Genomic DNA, 18,951 nt, shown 5'->3' on the forward strand with positions numbered 1-18,951 from the left:
ACTCAAGTATGAAGAGAGACTCAAAGAGTGTCTTGCTGACTATATGATCCCGCCTGAAGCGACACAGGTATCGCCGCTGATCCCATTCTCACCTATGCCTGGCGGTGCATTGACAGCCAATACGCAAATGATGAGAGACGCCGGTGACCTTGAGAAGTTCGATCAGGTGATCGCAGCGATGAAAGAAGTCGTGGAGCGCGGAGGCTACGGTACCTCTGTAACACCTGTGAGCCAATTCTACTGGCAGCAGGCGTATGCCAACGTGATGTTCGGTCCATGGAAACAGATCGCACCGGGGTATGGACGTATGGTGCTTGGTTACTTTGGTAAAACACCGGTCGAGGCCGACAGCGAGATCATTAAACTGGCATCAGAAAAGCTGAAACTCGAGCCAACCACTGAAAACCCACTGGACATTGCAGACAGAGATGAGACAAAATCCATTGCGTATTGGAAAAAAGTACTTGAAGAGGAAGGACTTGAAACCTCTGAAGAAAACATTTTCATTGCAGGTGCATGTGATCAAAAAGGTATTGCGTTCTTGAAGGGCGATGGTCCTCTCATGGTCAGAAAAGGTAAAAATATTAGTAGCGGAGAAGCAAATATGGCAGGAAATTATACAGTAGTAGTTGATGGTAAACAATATAGCGTACAAGTGGCAGAGGGTGAAGGAGATATCCAGATAGCACCGGCAAAAGTCAATGCAGTAGCCGAGGCAGCAGCACCTACACCGATCGAGAGTGCAGCAGGAAATGTAGAGATACATTCACAAACACCTGGAAATGTATGGAAGGTCACGAAGAACCCTGGTGATACGGTTGCAGAAGGTGATGTGATCATGATCCTTGAAGCAATGAAGATGGAAATAGATATCACTGCGCCACAGGCAGGAAAGATCGCTTCTATTAACGTCAATGTCAATGATGCGGTCACTGATGGGCAACTTCTGGCTACAATGGTGTAACTATGAAGCTTAAACATCTTTTACTTTCGGTATTGTTTGCATTTGCAGCGCTTACATCATCCGTACAGGCTTCTTCTCAGGAAGGTGCCTCTGCTGCGGTCGTTGCAGAAGAAGCAGAAAAAGCCTATGAACCTAAGTCGGTCACCCAACTTCTTCAAAGCTTTTTTGAAACCACAGGTCTCAATGCCATGGTAAACCCACAAGAGGGTGTGGTCAACGGCCAGGGTGAAGAGTTGAGTCTTTTTGCCCAAAGTTGGGGTAAAGTGATCATGTTCACCATTATTTTTCTTCTTTTCTATTTGGCTATTGCCAAGGGATTTGAACCTCTTCTTCTTCTTCCTATCGCATTCGGCGGACTTCTAGCCAATATTCCTGTTGCCAACATGACAGGCCCGCATGGTATGCTGGGTATTATCTATGATATGGGTATTGCTAACGAATTCTTCCCGCTTTTGATCTTTATGGGTGTCGGTGCGATGACGGACTTCGGACCGCTTCTTTCTAACCCAAAAACAGCACTCCTCGGCGGAGCGGCGCAGTTCGGTATCTTTGGTTCGTTGGTGGGTGCAGCGGCACTTTCCCAATATACAGGCATGGTAGACTTCACCCTAAAACAATCTGCAGCGATCAGTATTATCGGTGGGGCGGATGGTCCTACTTCCATCTTTATCGCGTCTGCACTGGCGCCTGAACTGCTTGGTGCTATTGCGGTTGCAGCATATTCCTATATGGCATTGGTTCCGGTGATCCAACCGCCGATCATGAAGGCTTTAACGACTGTCGAAGAGCGTAGGATCGTGATGAAGTCAACGAGAAAAGTGCATAGACTTGAAAAACTCATCTTCCCACTGATCGTGATCATGATGATCGCACTGATCCTGCCTGATGCAGCTCCTCTTATGGGTGCGTTTGCCTTTGGTAACTTTGCCAAAGAGTCCGGAGTGGTTGACAGATTGAGCAATGAAATGCAAAACTCACTGATCAATATTGTAACTATTTTCCTCGGTTTCGGTGTGGGGTCCACACTGGCTGCGGACAAATTCCTTGTTGCAGAGACCATGGGTATCATGATCATCGGACTTGTAGCGTTCGCTGCGGGAACGGCGGCAGGTGTCATTATGGCAAAGATCATGAACAAATTCTCCAAAGAGCCTATCAACCCTCTTATAGGTGCTGCAGGGGTTTCTGCTGTACCTATGGCAGCGCGTGTTGCCAGTAAAGTAGGATCTGATGCGAGACCTGGTAATATTCTGCTGATGCATGCGATGGGACCTAACGTGGCAGGTGTTATCGGTTCAGCAGTTGCAGCAGGTGTATTGCTGTCTATCTTTAAGTAACATAACATACTCTTTAAGACAATGCTTCCTCTTTGAGGAAGTATAATTTAGAAAACACAGCTGTTTTTTAACTTATGCTTTGGCATTAAAATACGAAAAGTATTGTGGGTTCCCTGCTGAAGCTATTGGAATGTATCGCTTCAGAAAAGCTCCGCGTCCGCCTACCAGGACGTACTTTTCCGTTTCACATTCCAGTAAATAAAAATGTACAAAAGAGGATACAATGAGTACCAAAACGCCCAACGGACTTGACAAACTGGGATTAAAAGACATTGGTGATGTCTACTATAACTTAAGTTATGACGAGTTGCAAGCGCACGAAGTAAACAACAAGGAGTGTAAAATCTCTACATCAGGCACAGCAATGTGTGACACAGGTATCTTCACCGGTCGTAGCCCTAAAGATAAATATTTTGTTGACCAGGCACCTTCAAATGAACATATATTCTGGGGGGATGTCAATAAAAAAATAGATAAAGAAATATATGAAGAGCTTCTAGACCTTACATTAACACAACTTTCAGGTAAAAATATCTACGTAACCGATGTCTACGCAGGTGCAAGTACCTCAAGTAAACGATCCATACGTTTTGTCACCGAAGTGGCATGGCAGGCGCACTTCGTAAAAAACATGTTCATCCGTCCTACAGAAGAGGAGCTTGAAAACTTTGAACCGGATTTTACGGTCTACAATGCATGTAAAACCGTAGATGAGAACTATAAAGAGCATGGATTGAACTCAGACGTGTTCGTCGTGTTCAATGTGGAAGAGAATGTAGCGATCATCGGTGGGACCTGGTATGGCGGAGAGATGAAAAAAGGTATCTTCTCGATGATGAACTACTGGCTTCCTCTGGAAGGCAAACTTTCCATGCACTGTTCTGCCAATGTAGGTGAGAACGATGATGTCTGTCTTTTCTTTGGACTTTCAGGTACAGGAAAGACCACATTGTCCACAGACCCAAAAAGAGCCTTGATAGGGGATGATGAGCATGGTTGGGATGACAATGGTGTCTTTAACTTTGAGGGTGGTTGTTACGCTAAAGTGATCAACCTTGATGAAAAGTCCGAACCGGAGATCTATGGTGCCATCGTGAAAAATGCACTTTTGGAAAATGTCGTGGCAGATGAAACGGGCAAGGTAGACTATACCGATGGGTCCAAAACAGAGAATACACGTGTCTCTTACCCTATTGAACACATTGCAAACCACAAGGAAGACCTGCAGGCAGGCCACCCTACCAATATCATCTTTCTTTCGGCTGACGCATTTGGTGTACTGCCGCCGGTATCCAAGCTTACGAAAGAGCAGGCTATGTATTATTTCCTTAGTGGGTACACTGCGAAAGTGGCTGGTACGGAGAGAGGTATTACTGAACCGGTAGCTACTTTCTCAGCATGTTTCGGTGAAGCGTTCCTGCCATTGCACCCAACGGTTTATGCCAAACTGCTTGGAGAAAAGATCGATAAGCACGGGGTCAATGTCTACCTGGTGAACACTGGATGGACCGGCGGTGCCTATGGTGTGGGAAAACGTATGAGTATCAAAAATACAAGGGCGTGTATCGATGGTATTTTGAGCGGTGCCATTCTGGATACAGAGTTCGAAACGCTGGATACATTCAACCTTGCTATCCCTAAAACACTCGAAGGGGTGGATACTGAGGTACTCAATCCGAGAAATACATGGAAAGACAAAGCTGAATATGATGCGATGCTGACAAAACTTGCGGGTATGTTCCAGGAAAACTTCCGCCGTTATGATGCTAATGGTGATGAGTTTGATTTTGCTTCGGCGGGCCCTCAGCTCTAATCAGTGCTTTCTTCCCGTATCACTCTCACAGCCATGAGAGTGATACCTGCTCTTTTAATCAATATTTCTGTATAGTTATCCTAATAAAGTCATGAAAGGAAATACCATGAATGTAAATAAATTCAGATTCGTATGTAGACCGATCAGAATCGTGGTAGGTTTGGCACTTATCGGTTATGGTGTCTATTCAGGAAACCAATGGTTCTATCTTGGGATCATTCCCTTGATCGCAGGACTGGTAAACTTCTGCCCTACATGTATCGTCACTAAAAAGTGTGATATCCCAGAAAAATAAATGAGGTGATCCCTCATTTGTTTTACGCTTACGCTAGCGCCGGCCGTTAGTACCCTTTGATGCATTATTTCAACCGTTCTACTATGTAATAAAGTATAATGCCACTATCTCTTTTGAAAAGGATCAGGCTATGGATGACCTAACACAATATTTAAATGAAACCCCTCAGAACGAACTGCATCCTGCAGAAATAGCCAATATTCTTAAAGCATTAGATGAAAAAAGCTTTATTAAAGCAGTTCAGGATATACCCAAGGAGATCATTGCTGATGTAGCATTGGAACTTCCAGACAGATATTTTGAAGATATCATCGAGTCTTTTACGCCTAAAGAGATCGCAGATTCGGTGACAGAACTGGAGAGTGATGACCAGACTGACTTTATCCAGGAACTTGAAGAGGTCGATAGCAGGATCGCTCAGGAGGTCTTTGAAAACCTGGGTAAAAAAGAGCAGGCAGATATTCTCAAACTGAAACAGTATGAAGATCATGAAGCAGGTGCGTATATGCAGATCGAGCTATATACAGCGAATCTTGACAATACTGTCTATGACGTCATCAAAGAGTTTGCGCTGCTTCGACGTAACGATGAACTGGAAAATGTGAGTTTTTTATTTGTCACAGATAAAAAGAAATATCTGCGTTATGTGATCGGACTTGATCATTTGCTTGTATTCGATTTCCAGAGGACACTGGATGAGAATATACAGGAAAACCCGGAAAGATACAAACCGATCATGGCATCGCACCGTGACAACATTCGTGATGTGGTACAGAAGTTTCAGGAGTATGATCTGAACTCTATGCCAATCGTTGATGATGAGGGGAGACTGCTGGGCCGTATCACCTCTGATGATATTTATGATATTATGAATGAACATGCAACGGACCAGATGTACCATCTTGCAGGGGTAAATGATGATGCCGAGGAAGATGAGGATATCATGAGGGCAGGTAAGGCACGTGCCGTTTGGCTGAGTATCAATCTTGTCACAGCCATCATCGCCTCTATGGTCATAGGAATGTTCGAAGAGACCCTGCAGAGTATCGTTGCTTTGGCTATTTTGATGCCTATTGTGGCCTCTATGGGCGGAAATGCGGGAACACAAAGCCTTACGGTCGTAGTGCGCCAGCTTGCCCTTGGGGATATCGCCAAACATGATGCTTTCCGTACGATAAAAAAAGAGGTGATACTGTCACTGGCGAATGGGTTCATTTTTGCTATAATCATGGGTATCATCGCTTCACTGTGGTTTGAGATGGGGATGCTGGGGGTTGTCATAGCGCTCTCTATGATCATTAACCTGTTGAGTGCCGGTTTCTTTGGTGCCATGGTACCACTGGTACTTAAAAAGATGGAAGTCGACCCGGCTATCGGAAGTACGGTGGTATTGACGACCGTGACGGATGTGGTCGGCTTCTTTTCTTTCTTGGGTCTGGCGTCGTTAATATTATTATAAAGGTAAAATTCCTGACATGGATCTGTTAATTCTTTATTTCTTTCTGGCTGTTTCTATATCGTTCATCTGTTCGATACTGGAATCAGTGCTGCTCTCTGTCAACATGGGCTATATTTCCGTGCTTGAGAAAGAGAAACCTATGGCAGGAGCACTTTTAAAATCGCACAAGATCGGTATCAATAAGTCCATCGCTTCCATTTTGATCCTTAATACCATCGCCAATACGCTTGGTGCCGCGGCAGTCGGTGCGCAAGCGGAAAGTCTTTACGGTGTCGGAGCTGTTTTTTATGTTTCGATCGTATTGACGTTCACTATTTTATTTTTATCCGAGATCATTCCCAAGACGATCGGTGCAGTGTATTGGAAATCATTGGCGCCAGTCGCTGCCTATGTGATACGTTTTTTCATCTGGCTCACTTACCCGATCATCCTATTGACACTTTTCGTGACGAACCGTATCAGCAAATCTGAGGATACCATGAGTTTGACGAAGGAAGAGCTTATTGAGAGCACACTGCTGAGCGAAGATGAGGGGGTACTGGGAGAGAAAGAGTCCGATGTGATCGAAAACATCCTTTTGCTCGATAAGATACGCACCAAAGAGATACTTACCCCCAGGACGGTCGTTTTTGCCCTGAACGGCGAACGAAGTATCAAAGATATCGTTGAAAATGAGCCTGCGATCTTCAAATTTTCGAGGATCCCAGTGTATGATGAGAGCATTGAAAATATTACAGGGATGGTCATGACGAAGAAGATCTTCAAACAGGCACTGGAAGATGACAGTGTGGCATTGAAAAGTGTGCAAAAAGATATCTTCAAAATAAGCGAGAACGTACCGGTTTCGAAAGCACTGGACCTTTTTATCAAGAAAAAAGAGCATATGTTCCTGGTAGTGGACGGGTATGACCAAACAGAAGGGATCGTGACACTGGAAGACTGTGTCGAGACGATCTTGGGCGTGGAGATCGTCGATGAGAGTGACAGTGATGCAGATATGCGGGAAGTTGCAAAACAAAAAATGCGTCTTAAACGAAGACTAGAGAATATTTCTAGAGATATGGAATAAGGACCGTTTTGTCATTAGCTACACTTGGACTCTCACCGGAGATACTGAAAGCACTGGGTGATAAGGGATATGAGTCTGCCACACCCATACAAAAAGCGCTGATCCCAGAGATGTTCTCGCATCGAGACATCATGGCAGGAGCACAGACAGGTACGGGGAAGACAGCAGCCTTTTCTCTGCCTATTTTGCATGAGCTGAGCAAACGTTTTGTGGAGGGGCAGCATTATCCCAAGGCAGTTATTCTGGTACCTACACGCGAACTGGCCAGGCAGGTGCATAAAAACATAGAAGCCTATGGCAAGTACCTTCCTTTAAAAAGCATCGTGCTTTACGGCGGTGCGAACTTTACTTCGCAGGCGAACAGGCTGAAGGCAGGCGTGGACATTATCGTGGCTACAAGCGGACGTCTGTTGGAACATATAGGGCAGAAGAATGTGAACCTTGAGGGGGTGGATTATCTTGTCCTGGATGAAGCGGACACGATCCTGGATATGGGTTTTGTGCATGAGGTCGGTCAGATACTGCAGTATCTGCCTGAAAAAAGACAAAATGTCCTGATCTCAGCAACACTCTCAGGTGCGGTGAAAAGGCTCGCGGACCAGATACTCCAAAAACCCCGACTGATCGAAGTGGACAGCATGGGAACTTCGGCGCATTCGGTCGAACAGATCGTCTATCCCGTGGAAAAAGAGAAGAAGACAGAACTGCTCTCTTACCTGATCGGTTCACGCAACTACAGCCAGGTGCTGGTCTTTGTACGGAAAAAAGAAGTCGCAGATGAAGTGAGCGGGGAGCTGAATCTTTCCGGACTGAAGACGGCGGTCATCCACGGGGGTAAAAGCTCGGGAGAAAGAAGCAGGGCATTAGAGGGTTTCAAGGAAGGAAAGATACGCGTACTGGTGGCTACAGATATCGCGGCACGCGGTTTGGACATACCTGCCTTGGGTGTGGTGATAAACTATGACATTCCCCATGTGACAGGGGACTATATCCACCGTATCGGGCGTACCGGAAGGGCAGGGGCCAAAGGATTGGCTATCACACTCATCTCGCCTCTGGAGATGGTGGCACTGAAAGAGGTGGAACGGCTTATGGGCAAAAGCATTCCCCAAGAGAGGCTCGAAGGCTATGCACCTGCCGTCATACCGAAACAAAAAGGTGCTCGTAAAAACCCCAATGAACGCAAAAAGACGGATGGTGCTTTTGGCAAAAAAAGATCCAAAACGGCTGCTGCGCCCAAAAGCAAAAAACGCAAGACGACCAAGCGTGACGGGTTTAAAGCACTCGATGCCTCAAAACCAAACACAGAGAAAAAGAACAGCAAACGCAAGAAAGGAAGAAAGTAGCTACTGCGCTTTCTTTTGCTTGAGAGAAAATTTCCCGATCTCTTCCAAAAAGGTGGTAGCATAGGAGCCTTTGGGAAGGTAGAATCCGGCGGTAAGTTTCCTGCCCTGTGTATCGTAGTCTGTTTCAACCTCTTTAGGCCATATCCACGCAAAACGCCTGTCACCCTTTAAACTGCTCAACTCTTTGTCATCATACGGTGCTTCAAGATGGTACGCATCGCTCTTTGCACGTTGTACATTGGCCCCGCAGAGCAATCCGGTGGGGGATATCCTGCCTTGCCTGAAGCTCTCTGCAGACTGCATCATCTCCTTGACAAAGTCCATTTTCCCATAGGGGTAGGGCATGATAAGATCGCCCAGGAAGAGCTTGAAGAACTGAGGCTGTTTGGAGAGGACCTTGACCAGTTCTATGGGATATCCGAGCTTCTTTGCCGCTTCCTCGGTGCTATGGCGAGAGATGACAGCAGAGAGCTTGACCCTTGAAGCCAGCCATGTGTTGAAAAGGTAGCTCTGGTAGGCGGACACCAGCAGTCTCTCTTTGCTGCCTTTGAGCTTTTTGCCGGAGTGGGCTATCTCTTTGCCTTGAAGGTAGGAACGGCTGTCTTCTCCAAAGCGCTGATACCCGAAATAGTTCGGTATGCCGCCAACCTGCATTTTCTTTGCGATCGTGTTAAAGAATTTGGCATCGTTTACACTGATGTCGTGCAGGATGATCGAAAAACGGTTCCCTTTGAGATGCCCTATCTTGATAGGCGCTTTGTTGTAGGTACGTTCAAGTATCTCTATCTTCTCTGTAGTGAGGTTCTTGTTCAGTTCTTTTTCATATTTCTTCGGAAGTGAAACATACTGTATCGTGGTCGCATTTTTGTCTTTAAGGCCCGCATAACCGATATCACGTTCTTCAAGCCCTGTGGCCTTGGCAAGTACCGTGATAAGTTTCCATGTGCTCATGTCGGTTTTTTTGATCTTGAGGATCAGGTAGTTTCCTGTACCGCTGAAGCTGTAAAGCGGTATCTCTTCCACAAAAAAACGTTCAACGGTCTGTTGAAAATCAAATTGGAGCGGGGTATGGTCATAGGCGTATGTTTTTATGTGATTCATAAGGAGATTATAGCGAAATATGGATCTTATCCACATTTCCCTGGGGCACATTTCATACCGTTGAACTGTCCTGTCATGCCTCCCTCGATGCTTCCCTTATGCATCTTGTCCATTCTCTCCTTCATCATTTCCGGATGGGCTATGAAGTTATACCCTTTGTGAAGCGTGATCCCTCCGTAAAGGATCACAAGCAGGGCGGCCAGTTTCATCATGGTGCCTCTAAGCGAGCCTCTTTGCAGGATTTTGGTCAGGAAACCCAAAAAGAACAGTGCGGGAATGGTGGCCAGTCCGAAGGTTGCCATCACCAAGGCACCCGAGAGAGGGTCTGCCGTACTTGCAGCAAAGATAGCAAAAGAGTAGACAAGCCCGCAGGGGATCATACCGTTCAGCAGGCCCAAAAGATAAAAACTGCTGTAAGAGTCACCCGACATGAGTTTTTTGAAGCTCTTCTGAAACCATGGATATTTGGAAACCGACCACTCAGCCGAATTTAGGAATTTGAAATTTCCCAGAAGAGAGAGCCCGGCCAATACCATCAGTATGCCCGTGAGGACGAAGAGTACTCCCTTGGTAGTAGGGGTGAACGCGATCACCTGCCCTACAAATCCAAATATACCGCCTAGAATGGCATAGGTCGTCACACGCCCGAAATTGTAGGCCAGGTGTGCAGATGTCTGTTGCAGATAGCTGGATCTCTGGTCTATTTTGGTAGAGCTGTAGGCAACCACTATGCCGCCACACATACCGATGCAGTGTCCGACGCTTCCTAAAAAAGCGGTGGTCAGAATAATGATTAGGTCTATGTTTCCCATTGGGCAGTATCCATTTGTTTAAGTTTGTAAAACTATAGTATACTTTTATTAAATTAGTGTTAAGGATAGAGTATTGTTTCAAAGGTTCAAACGCAATATCATGAAAATGTTTAGAGAATTACTGGTGTATCACCACAGCTCCCTGGAGTATAGAGCAAAACTATTGACACTGGTCGTCTCTGCAAACGGCGAGATCTGCGAATGTGAAAAACAGAAACTCAAAGAGATCGCACACACTATTTATGCGGATGATCATGAGAGAGCGGAACTGCTTCTAGATGCTGTCTATGAATATCATACAAAAATAGTGACCGATAACGGGCTGGATTTCGAACACCTTGTCTTACTGGTCGAGAGAGAGACCAAAGAGGTGAAACGTTTCGCCGAAAAGATAGATATGGGACTTCTTGGATCACTGCATGAATGTGTGGAAGATGAAGAAGACAGATTGTTCCAGGAGCGCATTTTGGAATTTTTACAGGATCTTAAGGAAGAATACACAACAGAAGCATAGAATCATTAGAAACCAATATACCGAAAGGTTAAGCTATGGAATGGTATAGATTTATTATCTCTGGAAAAGTCCAGGGGGTATTTTACAGAAAATTCGTTTCGCAGGCCATGATGCGGAAACAGTTCAAGGGCTACATACAGAATCTCAGTGACGGTACTGTAGAGGTCGTTGCTGAAGTCTTTGATGATGATCTTGATACCTTTATGCAGATACTGAAAGAGGGATCACCGAAAAGTACTGTAGAAGATATCACCTATGAGATCATAGAAGATGCAGAGTTTGCAACGGATGGTTTTGAAATACGATATTAGTATAGTGATGAATAATATATAGATCGATACAGGAGGTTCATTATGAGCAGTGGCTGGAGTTGTCAATTTATGGGTACACACGGAGATGATAAAGAGTGGTGTTTAAAGCTGCATCACCATTGTGAGCCCGGATGTAAAGGGTGTATCATTGCAGGGAAGGTAGAGTTCTCTACCCCGAATATCAGTGAAGAACAGGAGAGAAAGGTCAAAAAAAGAAGCGATAACCCTCTCTCGGGCAAATGATCATTCGATCTCTTTCCCGAACTTTGCTTTGAGTTTTGCAAGCTTGGGTGGTATCACGGCCATACAGTAGCCCTGCATGGGGTTTTGACGGTAATAGTCCTGGTGGTACCCTTCCGCTGTATAATAAGACTCTAACGGTTCTATCACCGTGACAATAGGGTCTGCATGGTCTGCCTGTGCCGCTTGCATAGCAGCCTGTGCCGCTTCTTTTGTCTCTTCATCCGTATAGAGTATGGTGGATCGGTACTGTGTGCCTACGTCTGCCCCCTGCCTATTGAGCGTGGTCGGATCGTGTATGACAAAAAAGATCTCGAGGAGTGTATCGACCGAGATGACGCTGTCATCATAACTGATCTTGATCACCTCTGCATAGCCTGTATCTCCGGTACAGATATCTCTATAGGTCGGGTTGGGCGTATGCCCGTTTGCATAGCCGCTCTCTACATCACTGACCCCTTTGAGCAGTTCAAATACTGCTTCCGTGCACCAAAAACATCCTCCGCCGACTATCAGTTCTTTTTTCATGACCATCCTTTCATATAGCTATAGTTTCGTTTGTATGTACTTTATTTGCTATAATATCCAAGAAATACAAAACTAATCTAATATATGGAGTTGTTTTATGAATGTAAATGTTGTTTGTCCGCATTGTCTCAAAGTAAACCGTATACCTAAAAAAGATTCTTATGCAAAAGCCAACTGCGGTGAGTGTAAAAATTCTTTGCTCAACAGCAAGCCTGTCTCCGTCGATGCAGACAAGTTTGGCACTTTCCTGGCGAACTCCGAGATACCTGTGGTGGTAGACTTTTGGGCACCGTGGTGCGGTCCCTGTCTCCAAATGGCTCCTGCCTTTGAAGAAACGGCGCTGGCTATGCCGCTTCAGGCACAGTTCCTGAAGGTCAATACAGATGAACAGCAGGCATTGGGCGGGCAGTACGGCATACAGAGCATACCGACACTTATCCTGTTCAAGAACGGAAAAGAGGTCAACAGGGTGAGCGGGGCCTTGAGTGCAGACAGATTGCAAAGCTGGGTCAGGCAGTCACTATAGATGGGTAGAATATTACTGCTGGAAGATGATGCGAACCTGAATGAGACGGTCACAGAGTTTTTGGAAGAGAACGGGCATGATGTGGTCAGTGTCTATGATGGGTATGAAGCACAGGAAAAGCTCTACGAGAGCAAATATGACCTGCTGCTTTTCGATGTCAACACACCCGGTATCAACGGCTTTGAACTTTTAAAGGAGGCAAGAGAGAATGAGGTGGTGGCACCGGCGATCTTCATCACCTCTTTGGACTCCGTAGAAGACCTTGAGAAGGGATTTGCGAGCGGGTGTGATGACTACATACGCAAACCTTTTGCCTTGAAAGAGCTACAGATCCGTGTCGATACACTGATCAAACGGGGGTTTTATCATGAATCCAAGGAGTTGATCGATATTGCCCAAAACATCGCTTATGATATCAAGAATAACGAACTGGTCATTGATGGCCAAGCAGTTTCATTGGGACATAAAGAGTCTAAACTTCTGAAACTTTTTATGAAAAATGAGGGTGAAGTGATCGTGCATGAACGCATTTATGAACATTTATGGGACTACGATGAAGAACCTAGTGACACGGCACTTCGTACCTACATCAAGAACCTTCGTAAAATTATAGGCAAGGAAAGAATTGTTAGTATCAAAAAACAAGGCTACAAGTTCATTACTGAAAAGTGAGAAAAAATCTCTTTTGAGATTTTTGACACTGTATGTAGCGATGGTCACTTTTATGATCATGCTGCTTTCGCTCTTCTACTATCAGAGCCAGGAGAAGCTGATGCTTTCTGATCAGCGCGCGGTGCTGACCAAATATGCGTATATACAAACCAGAAGGCTGAAAGTGCTGCACCACTTCTTTGAGGAGAAGAGGGACTACCCCCGTGACCCCCGCTTCAGATCAGCCATCTACGACCTGGAACACAGGAAGATATTTTCGTTGCTCGAAGATGAAAACGTGCGGTTCGACCAAGAAGAGATCTACAGAACCAAAGGGCATATCCACCTGGTCAAGACACTCGATGAATTTTATTTGGGGACCAGGTATCTGGTGATAGAAGTAGAAGACGACGGAAAGTGGAAAGGGGAGATATGGAAAAATATACTGGGCTATGGGACACTTGGCTTTGTCCTTTTCATGCTCTTTGGACTCTTTCTTGCCAAACTGTTCTTAAGACCGATGCGCGACTCCATCATGTTGCTGGATAGATTTATCAAAGATACCACCCATGAGCTTAACACACCTCTCTCTTCGATACTGGCGAATATAGAGATGATGGATACCGATGTGATGGTAGAGAAGAACAAGAAAAAACTTGCACGTATCAACATCGCAGCCAAAACAGTTTCTGTCCTCTATAAAGATCTGACCTATTTGACGTTGGATCAGGAAAAAGAGAGTCATGATGAAGAGATAGATATCAAAGCACTGATCCATGACAGGGCGGAGTATTTTTCCACCCTGGCACAGTCAAAACAGTTGGAGTGTGATCTAGACCTGAAAGATGCCAAAATCACGATGGACAGGCGTAAGTTCACAAGAGTCATAGACAACCTTCTGTCCAACGCGATCAAGTACAACAAAAGACATGGGACCGTGGGTATCAAACTCAGAGAGGGGTTGTTGGTGATATGGGATACAGGTATAGGTATCAATGAAGAGAAGACGCCCTTTATATTCGACAGATATATGAGGTTCAATGACAGCGAAGGCGGCTTTGGCATCGGCCTGAGCATCGTGAAGCAGATATTGGATCAATATCATATGTCCATAGAGGTCAAGTCTAAAGAAGGAGAGGGTACAAGTATGGTGTTGAGATGGTAAAACATGTTATTTTATCTTTAGTGTTGGTATCAGGGCTCTATGCCGAGAATGTCTATGAACGTAACTGTGTGGAGTGTCATAAAACGCTTCCTACGACCCTTCAACAGATGTTCAAGCGCTATCTTCTTGTCTATAGTGCGGAAGAATATGTAAAAGCAGGGCTCAAACATTATTTGAGGTATCCTTCAAGAGAGACCTCTGTGATGCCTGAGCTTTTTATAGATACCTATGGGATCAAAAAAAGAACGAATTTGAGTGAAAGTGACATAGATGAAGCTTTAGACATATATTGGAACAAATTTAAGGTTTTTGATAAGTTGAAGTAGTTACAATATATCTGGATAAGGTTATATTATAAAAACAAACGGGAAAGGATTTCAATGAGAAGATTAGTGACAGCATTCACACTTGTAGCACTTACGATGGTGAGTACTCCTACTATTGCTTCGGCAAGTGTAAAAACAGGACAAAAGGTCTTTAAAAAGAAGATGAGAAAATACTGTGGCGTTTCAGGTGTAAGGTTTGCAAGGATGCATTCACAGACTGAATGGGAAGATCTCTGGTATGATGGAGAGTTCAAAGAGGAAACAAAAAGACTTTGTCCTAAATTACCTGTAAAGAAGATCAAAGAGTCATGGTGGAAGCATGTGTATGACTTTACCTATGAGTATGGTACCGGCGGTTCACACGTTCCTAAGTGCTAAACTTGATGTAACTTCTTGAAGCAGTTGTCTCTCATCTGCTTCTTTCTTCTTCTACTTCACAATACTTTCACAATTACGTGTTATGATTATCCTATCTTAAAAAGAAAAGGATAAGAAATGAAAAATATTACTAGATTGGCAGTTGCCGCATTGCTTGGTATGGCAGTACTTTCTACTACTGTATCTGCGGATGTAAAAAAAGGTCAAAAACTTTATCTTAAGAAGCTGAAAGCTCCTTGTGGTATCAATGGTTCAGATTTTGCTCAGAAACATACACAGGATGAGTGGGAAGCGATCTATGAAGCTGGTAAATTTGAGGATGAAGTAAAGAAAATATGTCCTAAGGTAAAAAGCGTAAAACCTAAGTATGTTGAAGATATATACGATTTCGTATATGAATATGCAAGTGATTCTGGTAACATTCCATCTTGCTAAGCATCTTTACTATAAAATAGCGTCGGAACGTTTACCTAATGTAAACGCTCTTTATGTTCATAAATAAATTTAAAGGAAGAAAAATGAAAAAATATGCAATCGCAATGTTGTTTGCTGGATCTACGTTACTTATGGCTGACGGTGCTGCTCTTTATGCTAAATGTGTAGGATGTCACGGTGCTAACGGTGAAAAAGCTGCTCTTGGTAAATCTGCAGTGATCACAGGTCAGGATGCTGCTAAAACAGTTGAACAGCTTAAAGGTTACAAAGCGGGTACACTTAACCAAAAAGGTATGGGTGGTCTTATGAAAGGACAAGTTGCTTCTATGAGCGATGAAGATATCCAGGCTGTTGCAGACTATATTGCAGCAATGAAATAAGTTTTATACTTATTTTATTCAAGCTTCGTGTTCAAGGGCCTTCGGCCTTTGAATACACTTACTCTTTTTATCACATCTATTCCGAACCACTTTACACACTACAAGTACCTTAGAGTATACACTGTATCTGTTCTATCAGGTCTATATATAGGGTGAAAAGACCATAGAGATATACTACATACTATTTCCGCATTTTCCTGTTTCGCACTTCATGGATTGAATGGCCATACTGTTTTCTACATAATTTTTATTTTGATGCATACCGTAACTTAACACAAAAACACCGGTAAAGAAGAGGACCAGACTGATCATCTGCAGTTTGGAGAATTGCTGTATTTTCTCTTTGGTCTTGACCTGACAGATATTGCCTGGACAATAAAGAGGCCCTGTAGTCTGCAGTTTGCTGTAAAGTATGCACCCCAAACATATGCCAAAGGCGGTTTCAGCGAATAAAAAAGCGATACATAGCAGACAGATCGCAATTTTTACGGGTGTCATGATCTCGAATACCACAATGATCAAGAACATAATGATCGACAGGACAAAGCCAATGGACCATGCAAATCTTTTCGGTCTGGCCCCTACATATTCCGGGGTCTGGTTCTGTACGAAAAAACGCCCTATGATAAGGCTGGGCGCATAGTTCGGATTGATGAAGATGCGTATAAAAAAATCGATCATAAAGACGGTGACAAAGATCTGTGTAAATATGAAATTATGTGTTAAGTAGGAGGTCATAAATGACACCATTGCAGGCAAAAGCAATAGTCCTGCCCCCGCACGTGCCTCGCGCTCATTAAGCACAGGCATATCATAGCCCTCCACACGTTCGCCAAAATAGAAATGTTCTTTCATGGAAAAAGTACCTTTAAAAAATATATGACGCAGTATAGTGTAATGATGTGTACTCCATGTGTACATGGGCCAAGAGCAATAAAAAATTATAAAACCTATAGATTTACTTGACATTAAAAAATTAATCGGCTACTATTACATGATTTGAATGGGCATTTGTAAAAACCCTAGAGATTTACATGGACAAATACATTGTAACGATCTTTCGGCGATTTGAGTCTCCCCTATATTGTTAATAGCTTTGCTGAGAAAACAACAATGTAGTAAATTACTCTAGGGTCTTTAGAAGTGCTTTCAAACCAAATTCTGTAAAAAAGGAGATCATATGGCTCAAGTCTGTCCCATATCTACAAAAAGAGTTGATTCCAATATGATACGAGCGATTTCGTTCCAGGTGGCACTCTTTGCCATGCTATTCCTCCTTTTTCAGGAAGTAATTTTTGCATGGGTATTGCTGTTTGACTTTTTGATGAGGATGCTGCGACTGTCAGGTTTGAGCCCTTTTCATATAGTTGGAACCTTTGCGATCGCCGGCTCCCGGCTGGCTCCCAAGCTCTGTGATGAGTCTCCGAAAAGATTTGCGCTCTATCTCGGGCTGGTCACCTCATTGAGCATCGTGATCTTTTATATGGCCGACCTTACAGTTTTTGCTACAGCTTTAGCTATTCTACTGTTGATTTGCGCTTTACTGGAGACATTATTCGATTTTTGTATAGGATGTAAGATATACTATGCCATTCAAATCGGTAAAGGTTTTTTAAATAATGGTAGGAATTTCCAGTAAAACGATCTATGCTATCGCGGCACTTCAGGAGTTGGGTTCCATTCCCGAAAATGAGGTACTGAAGATCAAAGAGATAGCAGCAAAGGCATCGATCCCCCAGAACTTCCTGGAACAGATACTGTTGGAACTCAAAAAGCAGGGGCTTCTGGTCAGTGTAAAGGGTGCATACGGCGGGTACAAACTGGCGAAAGGTCTTCACGATATCACACTCAAAGATGTCGTGGTTATTTTAGAATCAGATATATTTTCCGATATTGACCAAAAGGACGATCCTGCACTTCAACTCTTCTGGGATGATCTGAAACAGAAGGTTTCAGCAGTGTTTGAGATCCCTCTTTCGGAACTTAAAAATTATCAGCTCAAAGCGAACCATACACTCAATTATTCAATATAGGAACAAAGATGAAAGAAACAACAGATTTCAATTATTTCAATACCCTGCTTGTGCATAGCGTAGGCTCGAAAGTAGGACCGATAGCGCCGACCATCACGCCTTCGGCAGCGTACGGATACCAGGATGCAGAGGAGGCAGAGGGAATATTTGCAGCACAGGTCAATAAACCGCTTTATGCAAGGGTAGGCAATCCGACCAATGCACAGCTCGAAAGTATCGTAGCCAAGATGGAGGGAGGGTTCGGTGCGATCGCCACCTCTTCAGGTATGGGTGCTATCTCTATGGTCTGTACCGCCTTTTTGAGCGCAGGAGATGAGCTGCTTTGTATCGGCGGATTTTTCGGCGGAACCTATTCTTTGGTGAATGAAACCCTGGCACGTTTTGGTGTCACCAACAGTTTCTGTACAGTGGATGATTTTGAACACATTGAAAATACGCTTAAACGCGGGATCAAGATGGTACTTTTCGAATCTGTAGGTAACCCGAGTTTGACGCTTCCTGATGTACAGCGTATTATCGACCTTTGCAACCAGTATGAGACACTGGTCATGATAGACAATACAGCCACTCCGCTCTTGCTCAGACCGCTTGAGATGGGGGCAGATATCTCGGTACACTCTTCTACCAAAAATATGTCAGGACACTCGGCAGCACTTGGGGGGATAGCAGTCTTTAGGGCCGTCAAGGAAGAGGGTGACAAACTGTTGAACGAGAAGTATGCCGATGTGCATAAGATAGTGAAAAAGATGGGAGAAAAGGCCTTTATTCCTATCTGTAAAAAACGCGCCATCCGTGATTTCGGTATGACTGCCAATGCCTTTGGCTCCTTTATGACGATGGTCGGCCTGGAAACCCTTTCATTAAGGGTGGAACGCATCAATAAGAGTGTGGAAGCAGTGGCCGCAATGCTTGACAAAGGTCTTCCTGAGGGTGTCTCGGTCAATCATCCCTCACTGCCTTCAAGCCCTGACCATGCACGATACAAGTCCGACTTTCCGCAGGGGTGCGGTCCACTGCTGACCATCAATTGTGGTACGAAAGAGCGTGCGTTCACGCTGCTGAACAAACTCAAGCTCGTGATCCAGACAGCCAATATCGGTGACAATAGAACGCTGGCACTACATATGACCAGTACCATTTACAGTGATTTCAACGAGGAGGCACGTAAGTTCCTGGGGGTGGATGAAGGGCTTATCCGTATCTCCATAGGTTTGGAAGACCCCCGTGTCATTGCAGAGGACTTTTTGCAGGCAGCAGATGCACTGTAA

24 protein-coding genes are annotated in these 18,951 nt (G+C 44.4%); 20 read left to right on the forward strand and 4 right to left on the reverse strand.

Going from position 1 to position 18,951, the window contains the following annotated elements; all coding sequences use genetic code 11:
* The 7 genes from VIM88_RS05810 to VIM88_RS05840 all read left to right on the forward strand — a co-directional run.
* A partial coding sequence (locus VIM88_RS05810; RefSeq protein ID WP_331861943.1) for a biotin/lipoyl-containing protein occupies positions 1 to 964 on the forward strand: 964 nt, incomplete at its 5' end.
* Positions 965 to 966: 2 nt separating this feature from the next.
* Positions 967 to 2,301, forward strand: coding sequence for a sodium ion-translocating decarboxylase subunit beta (locus tag VIM88_RS05815; RefSeq protein WP_331861944.1), 1,335 nt, complete (start codon positions 967 to 969; stop codon positions 2,299 to 2,301).
* 223 nt (positions 2,302 to 2,524) lie between these two features.
* The gene (gene pckA, locus VIM88_RS05820) at positions 2,525 to 4,114 is read left to right on the forward strand and encodes a phosphoenolpyruvate carboxykinase (ATP) (protein WP_331861945.1); all 1,590 of its coding nucleotides are present in this window, start codon (positions 2,525 to 2,527) and stop codon (positions 4,112 to 4,114) included.
* Between the two features lie 106 nt (positions 4,115 to 4,220).
* Positions 4,221 to 4,409, forward strand: coding sequence for a DUF2892 domain-containing protein (locus tag VIM88_RS05825; RefSeq protein ID WP_331861946.1), 189 nt, complete (start codon positions 4,221 to 4,223; stop codon positions 4,407 to 4,409).
* Between the two features lie 130 nt (positions 4,410 to 4,539).
* On the forward strand, positions 4,540 to 5,868 hold the full coding sequence (gene mgtE, locus VIM88_RS05830; RefSeq protein ID WP_331861947.1) for a magnesium transporter: 1,329 nt from the start codon (positions 4,540 to 4,542) through the stop codon (positions 5,866 to 5,868).
* A gap of 16 nt (positions 5,869 to 5,884) precedes the next feature.
* A complete protein-coding gene (locus VIM88_RS05835; RefSeq protein WP_331861948.1) occupies positions 5,885 to 6,937 on the forward strand; it encodes a CNNM domain-containing protein in 1,053 nt (350 codons plus the stop codon).
* Positions 6,938 to 6,945: 8 nt separating this feature from the next.
* Entirely contained in the window at positions 6,946 to 8,283 is a 1,338-nt protein-coding gene (locus tag VIM88_RS05840) for a DEAD/DEAH box helicase (RefSeq protein ID WP_331861949.1), read from the forward strand.
* Here the strand turns inward: VIM88_RS05840 and truD are convergent, their stop codons facing one another.
* Positions 8,284 to 9,384 (reverse strand): tRNA pseudouridine(13) synthase TruD, encoded by a 1,101-nt coding sequence (gene truD, locus VIM88_RS05845; protein WP_331861950.1) that lies wholly within the window; start codon positions 9,382 to 9,384, stop codon positions 8,284 to 8,286.
* Between the two features lie 26 nt (positions 9,385 to 9,410).
* Complete coding sequence (locus VIM88_RS05850) at positions 9,411 to 10,196, reverse strand: sulfite exporter TauE/SafE family protein (RefSeq protein WP_331861951.1); 786 nt, start codon at positions 10,194 to 10,196, stop codon at positions 9,411 to 9,413.
* Between the two features lie 106 nt (positions 10,197 to 10,302).
* On the opposite strand from VIM88_RS05850, the gene VIM88_RS05855 reads away from it, so the two are divergent.
* From VIM88_RS05855 to VIM88_RS05865, 3 genes are read left to right on the forward strand one after another with little or no spacing between them, the layout of a single operon-like run.
* Positions 10,303 to 10,710, forward strand: a complete 408-nt coding sequence (locus VIM88_RS05855; RefSeq protein ID WP_331861952.1) for a hypothetical protein — start codon at positions 10,303 to 10,305, stop codon at positions 10,708 to 10,710.
* A 35-nt stretch (positions 10,711 to 10,745) separates the two neighbouring features.
* Positions 10,746 to 11,021: an acylphosphatase gene (locus tag VIM88_RS05860; protein ID WP_331861953.1), complete on the forward strand. Its 276-nt coding sequence runs from the start codon at positions 10,746 to 10,748 to the stop codon at positions 11,019 to 11,021.
* A gap of 42 nt (positions 11,022 to 11,063) precedes the next feature.
* Positions 11,064 to 11,264, forward strand: coding sequence for a hypothetical protein (locus VIM88_RS05865; RefSeq protein WP_331861954.1), 201 nt, complete (start codon positions 11,064 to 11,066; stop codon positions 11,262 to 11,264).
* Here VIM88_RS05865 and msrA read toward each other — a convergent pair whose 3' ends face one another.
* A complete protein-coding gene (gene msrA / locus VIM88_RS05870) occupies positions 11,265 to 11,789 on the reverse strand; it encodes a peptide-methionine (S)-S-oxide reductase MsrA (protein ID WP_331861955.1) in 525 nt (174 codons plus the stop codon). It lies immediately after the preceding gene.
* Positions 11,790 to 11,886: 97 nt separating this feature from the next.
* On the opposite strand from msrA, the gene trxC reads away from it, so the two are divergent.
* The 7 genes from trxC to VIM88_RS05905 all read left to right on the forward strand — a co-directional run bounded on the left by trxC (position 11,887) and on the right by VIM88_RS05905 (position 15,650).
* Positions 11,887 to 12,315, forward strand: a complete 429-nt coding sequence (gene trxC / locus VIM88_RS05875; RefSeq protein ID WP_331861956.1) for a thioredoxin TrxC — start codon at positions 11,887 to 11,889, stop codon at positions 12,313 to 12,315.
* Positions 12,316 to 12,987, forward strand: coding sequence for a response regulator transcription factor (locus tag VIM88_RS05880; protein ID WP_331861957.1), 672 nt, complete (start codon positions 12,316 to 12,318; stop codon positions 12,985 to 12,987). It abuts the gene before it with no gap.
* The gene (locus tag VIM88_RS05885) at positions 12,941 to 14,131 is read left to right on the forward strand and encodes a HAMP domain-containing sensor histidine kinase (RefSeq protein ID WP_331861958.1); all 1,191 of its coding nucleotides are present in this window, start codon (positions 12,941 to 12,943) and stop codon (positions 14,129 to 14,131) included. The genes VIM88_RS05880 and VIM88_RS05885 overlap by 47 nt, the downstream gene beginning before the upstream one ends.
* The gene (locus VIM88_RS05890) at positions 14,125 to 14,457 is read left to right on the forward strand and encodes a hypothetical protein (protein ID WP_331861959.1); all 333 of its coding nucleotides are present in this window, start codon (positions 14,125 to 14,127) and stop codon (positions 14,455 to 14,457) included. The genes VIM88_RS05885 and VIM88_RS05890 overlap by 7 nt, the downstream gene beginning before the upstream one ends.
* Before the next feature lie 54 nt (positions 14,458 to 14,511).
* On the forward strand, positions 14,512 to 14,835 hold the full coding sequence (locus VIM88_RS05895) for a hypothetical protein (protein WP_331861960.1): 324 nt from the start codon (positions 14,512 to 14,514) through the stop codon (positions 14,833 to 14,835).
* 117 nt (positions 14,836 to 14,952) lie between these two features.
* Positions 14,953 to 15,270, forward strand: coding sequence for a cytochrome C (locus tag VIM88_RS05900; protein ID WP_331861961.1), 318 nt, complete (start codon positions 14,953 to 14,955; stop codon positions 15,268 to 15,270).
* 83 nt (positions 15,271 to 15,353) lie between these two features.
* Positions 15,354 to 15,650, forward strand: a complete 297-nt coding sequence (locus VIM88_RS05905) for a c-type cytochrome (protein WP_331861962.1) — start codon at positions 15,354 to 15,356, stop codon at positions 15,648 to 15,650.
* A gap of 174 nt (positions 15,651 to 15,824) precedes the next feature.
* Here the strand turns inward: VIM88_RS05905 and VIM88_RS05910 are convergent, their stop codons facing one another.
* On the reverse strand, positions 15,825 to 16,505 hold the full coding sequence (locus tag VIM88_RS05910; protein WP_331861963.1) for a DUF4395 domain-containing protein: 681 nt from the start codon (positions 16,503 to 16,505) through the stop codon (positions 15,825 to 15,827).
* Positions 16,506 to 16,830: 325 nt separating this feature from the next.
* Here VIM88_RS05910 and VIM88_RS05915 point away from each other — a divergent pair, with 325 nt between their 5' ends.
* The 3 genes from VIM88_RS05915 to VIM88_RS05925 are packed head-to-tail and all read left to right on the forward strand — an operon-like array spanning position 16,831 to position 18,951.
* On the forward strand, positions 16,831 to 17,289 hold the full coding sequence (locus VIM88_RS05915; protein WP_331861964.1) for a DUF4395 domain-containing protein: 459 nt from the start codon (positions 16,831 to 16,833) through the stop codon (positions 17,287 to 17,289).
* Positions 17,270 to 17,683 (forward strand): Rrf2 family transcriptional regulator, encoded by a 414-nt coding sequence (locus VIM88_RS05920; RefSeq protein ID WP_331861965.1) that lies wholly within the window; start codon positions 17,270 to 17,272, stop codon positions 17,681 to 17,683. Before VIM88_RS05915 ends, VIM88_RS05920 begins: the two co-directional genes overlap by 20 nt.
* An 8-nt stretch (positions 17,684 to 17,691) precedes the next feature.
* Complete coding sequence (locus VIM88_RS05925; protein ID WP_331861966.1) at positions 17,692 to 18,951, forward strand: trans-sulfuration enzyme family protein; 1,260 nt, start codon at positions 17,692 to 17,694, stop codon at positions 18,949 to 18,951.

Source organism: Sulfurovum sp., assembly GCF_036568385.1.
Taxonomy (GTDB): Bacteria; Campylobacterota; Campylobacteria; order Campylobacterales; family Sulfurovaceae; genus Sulfurovum.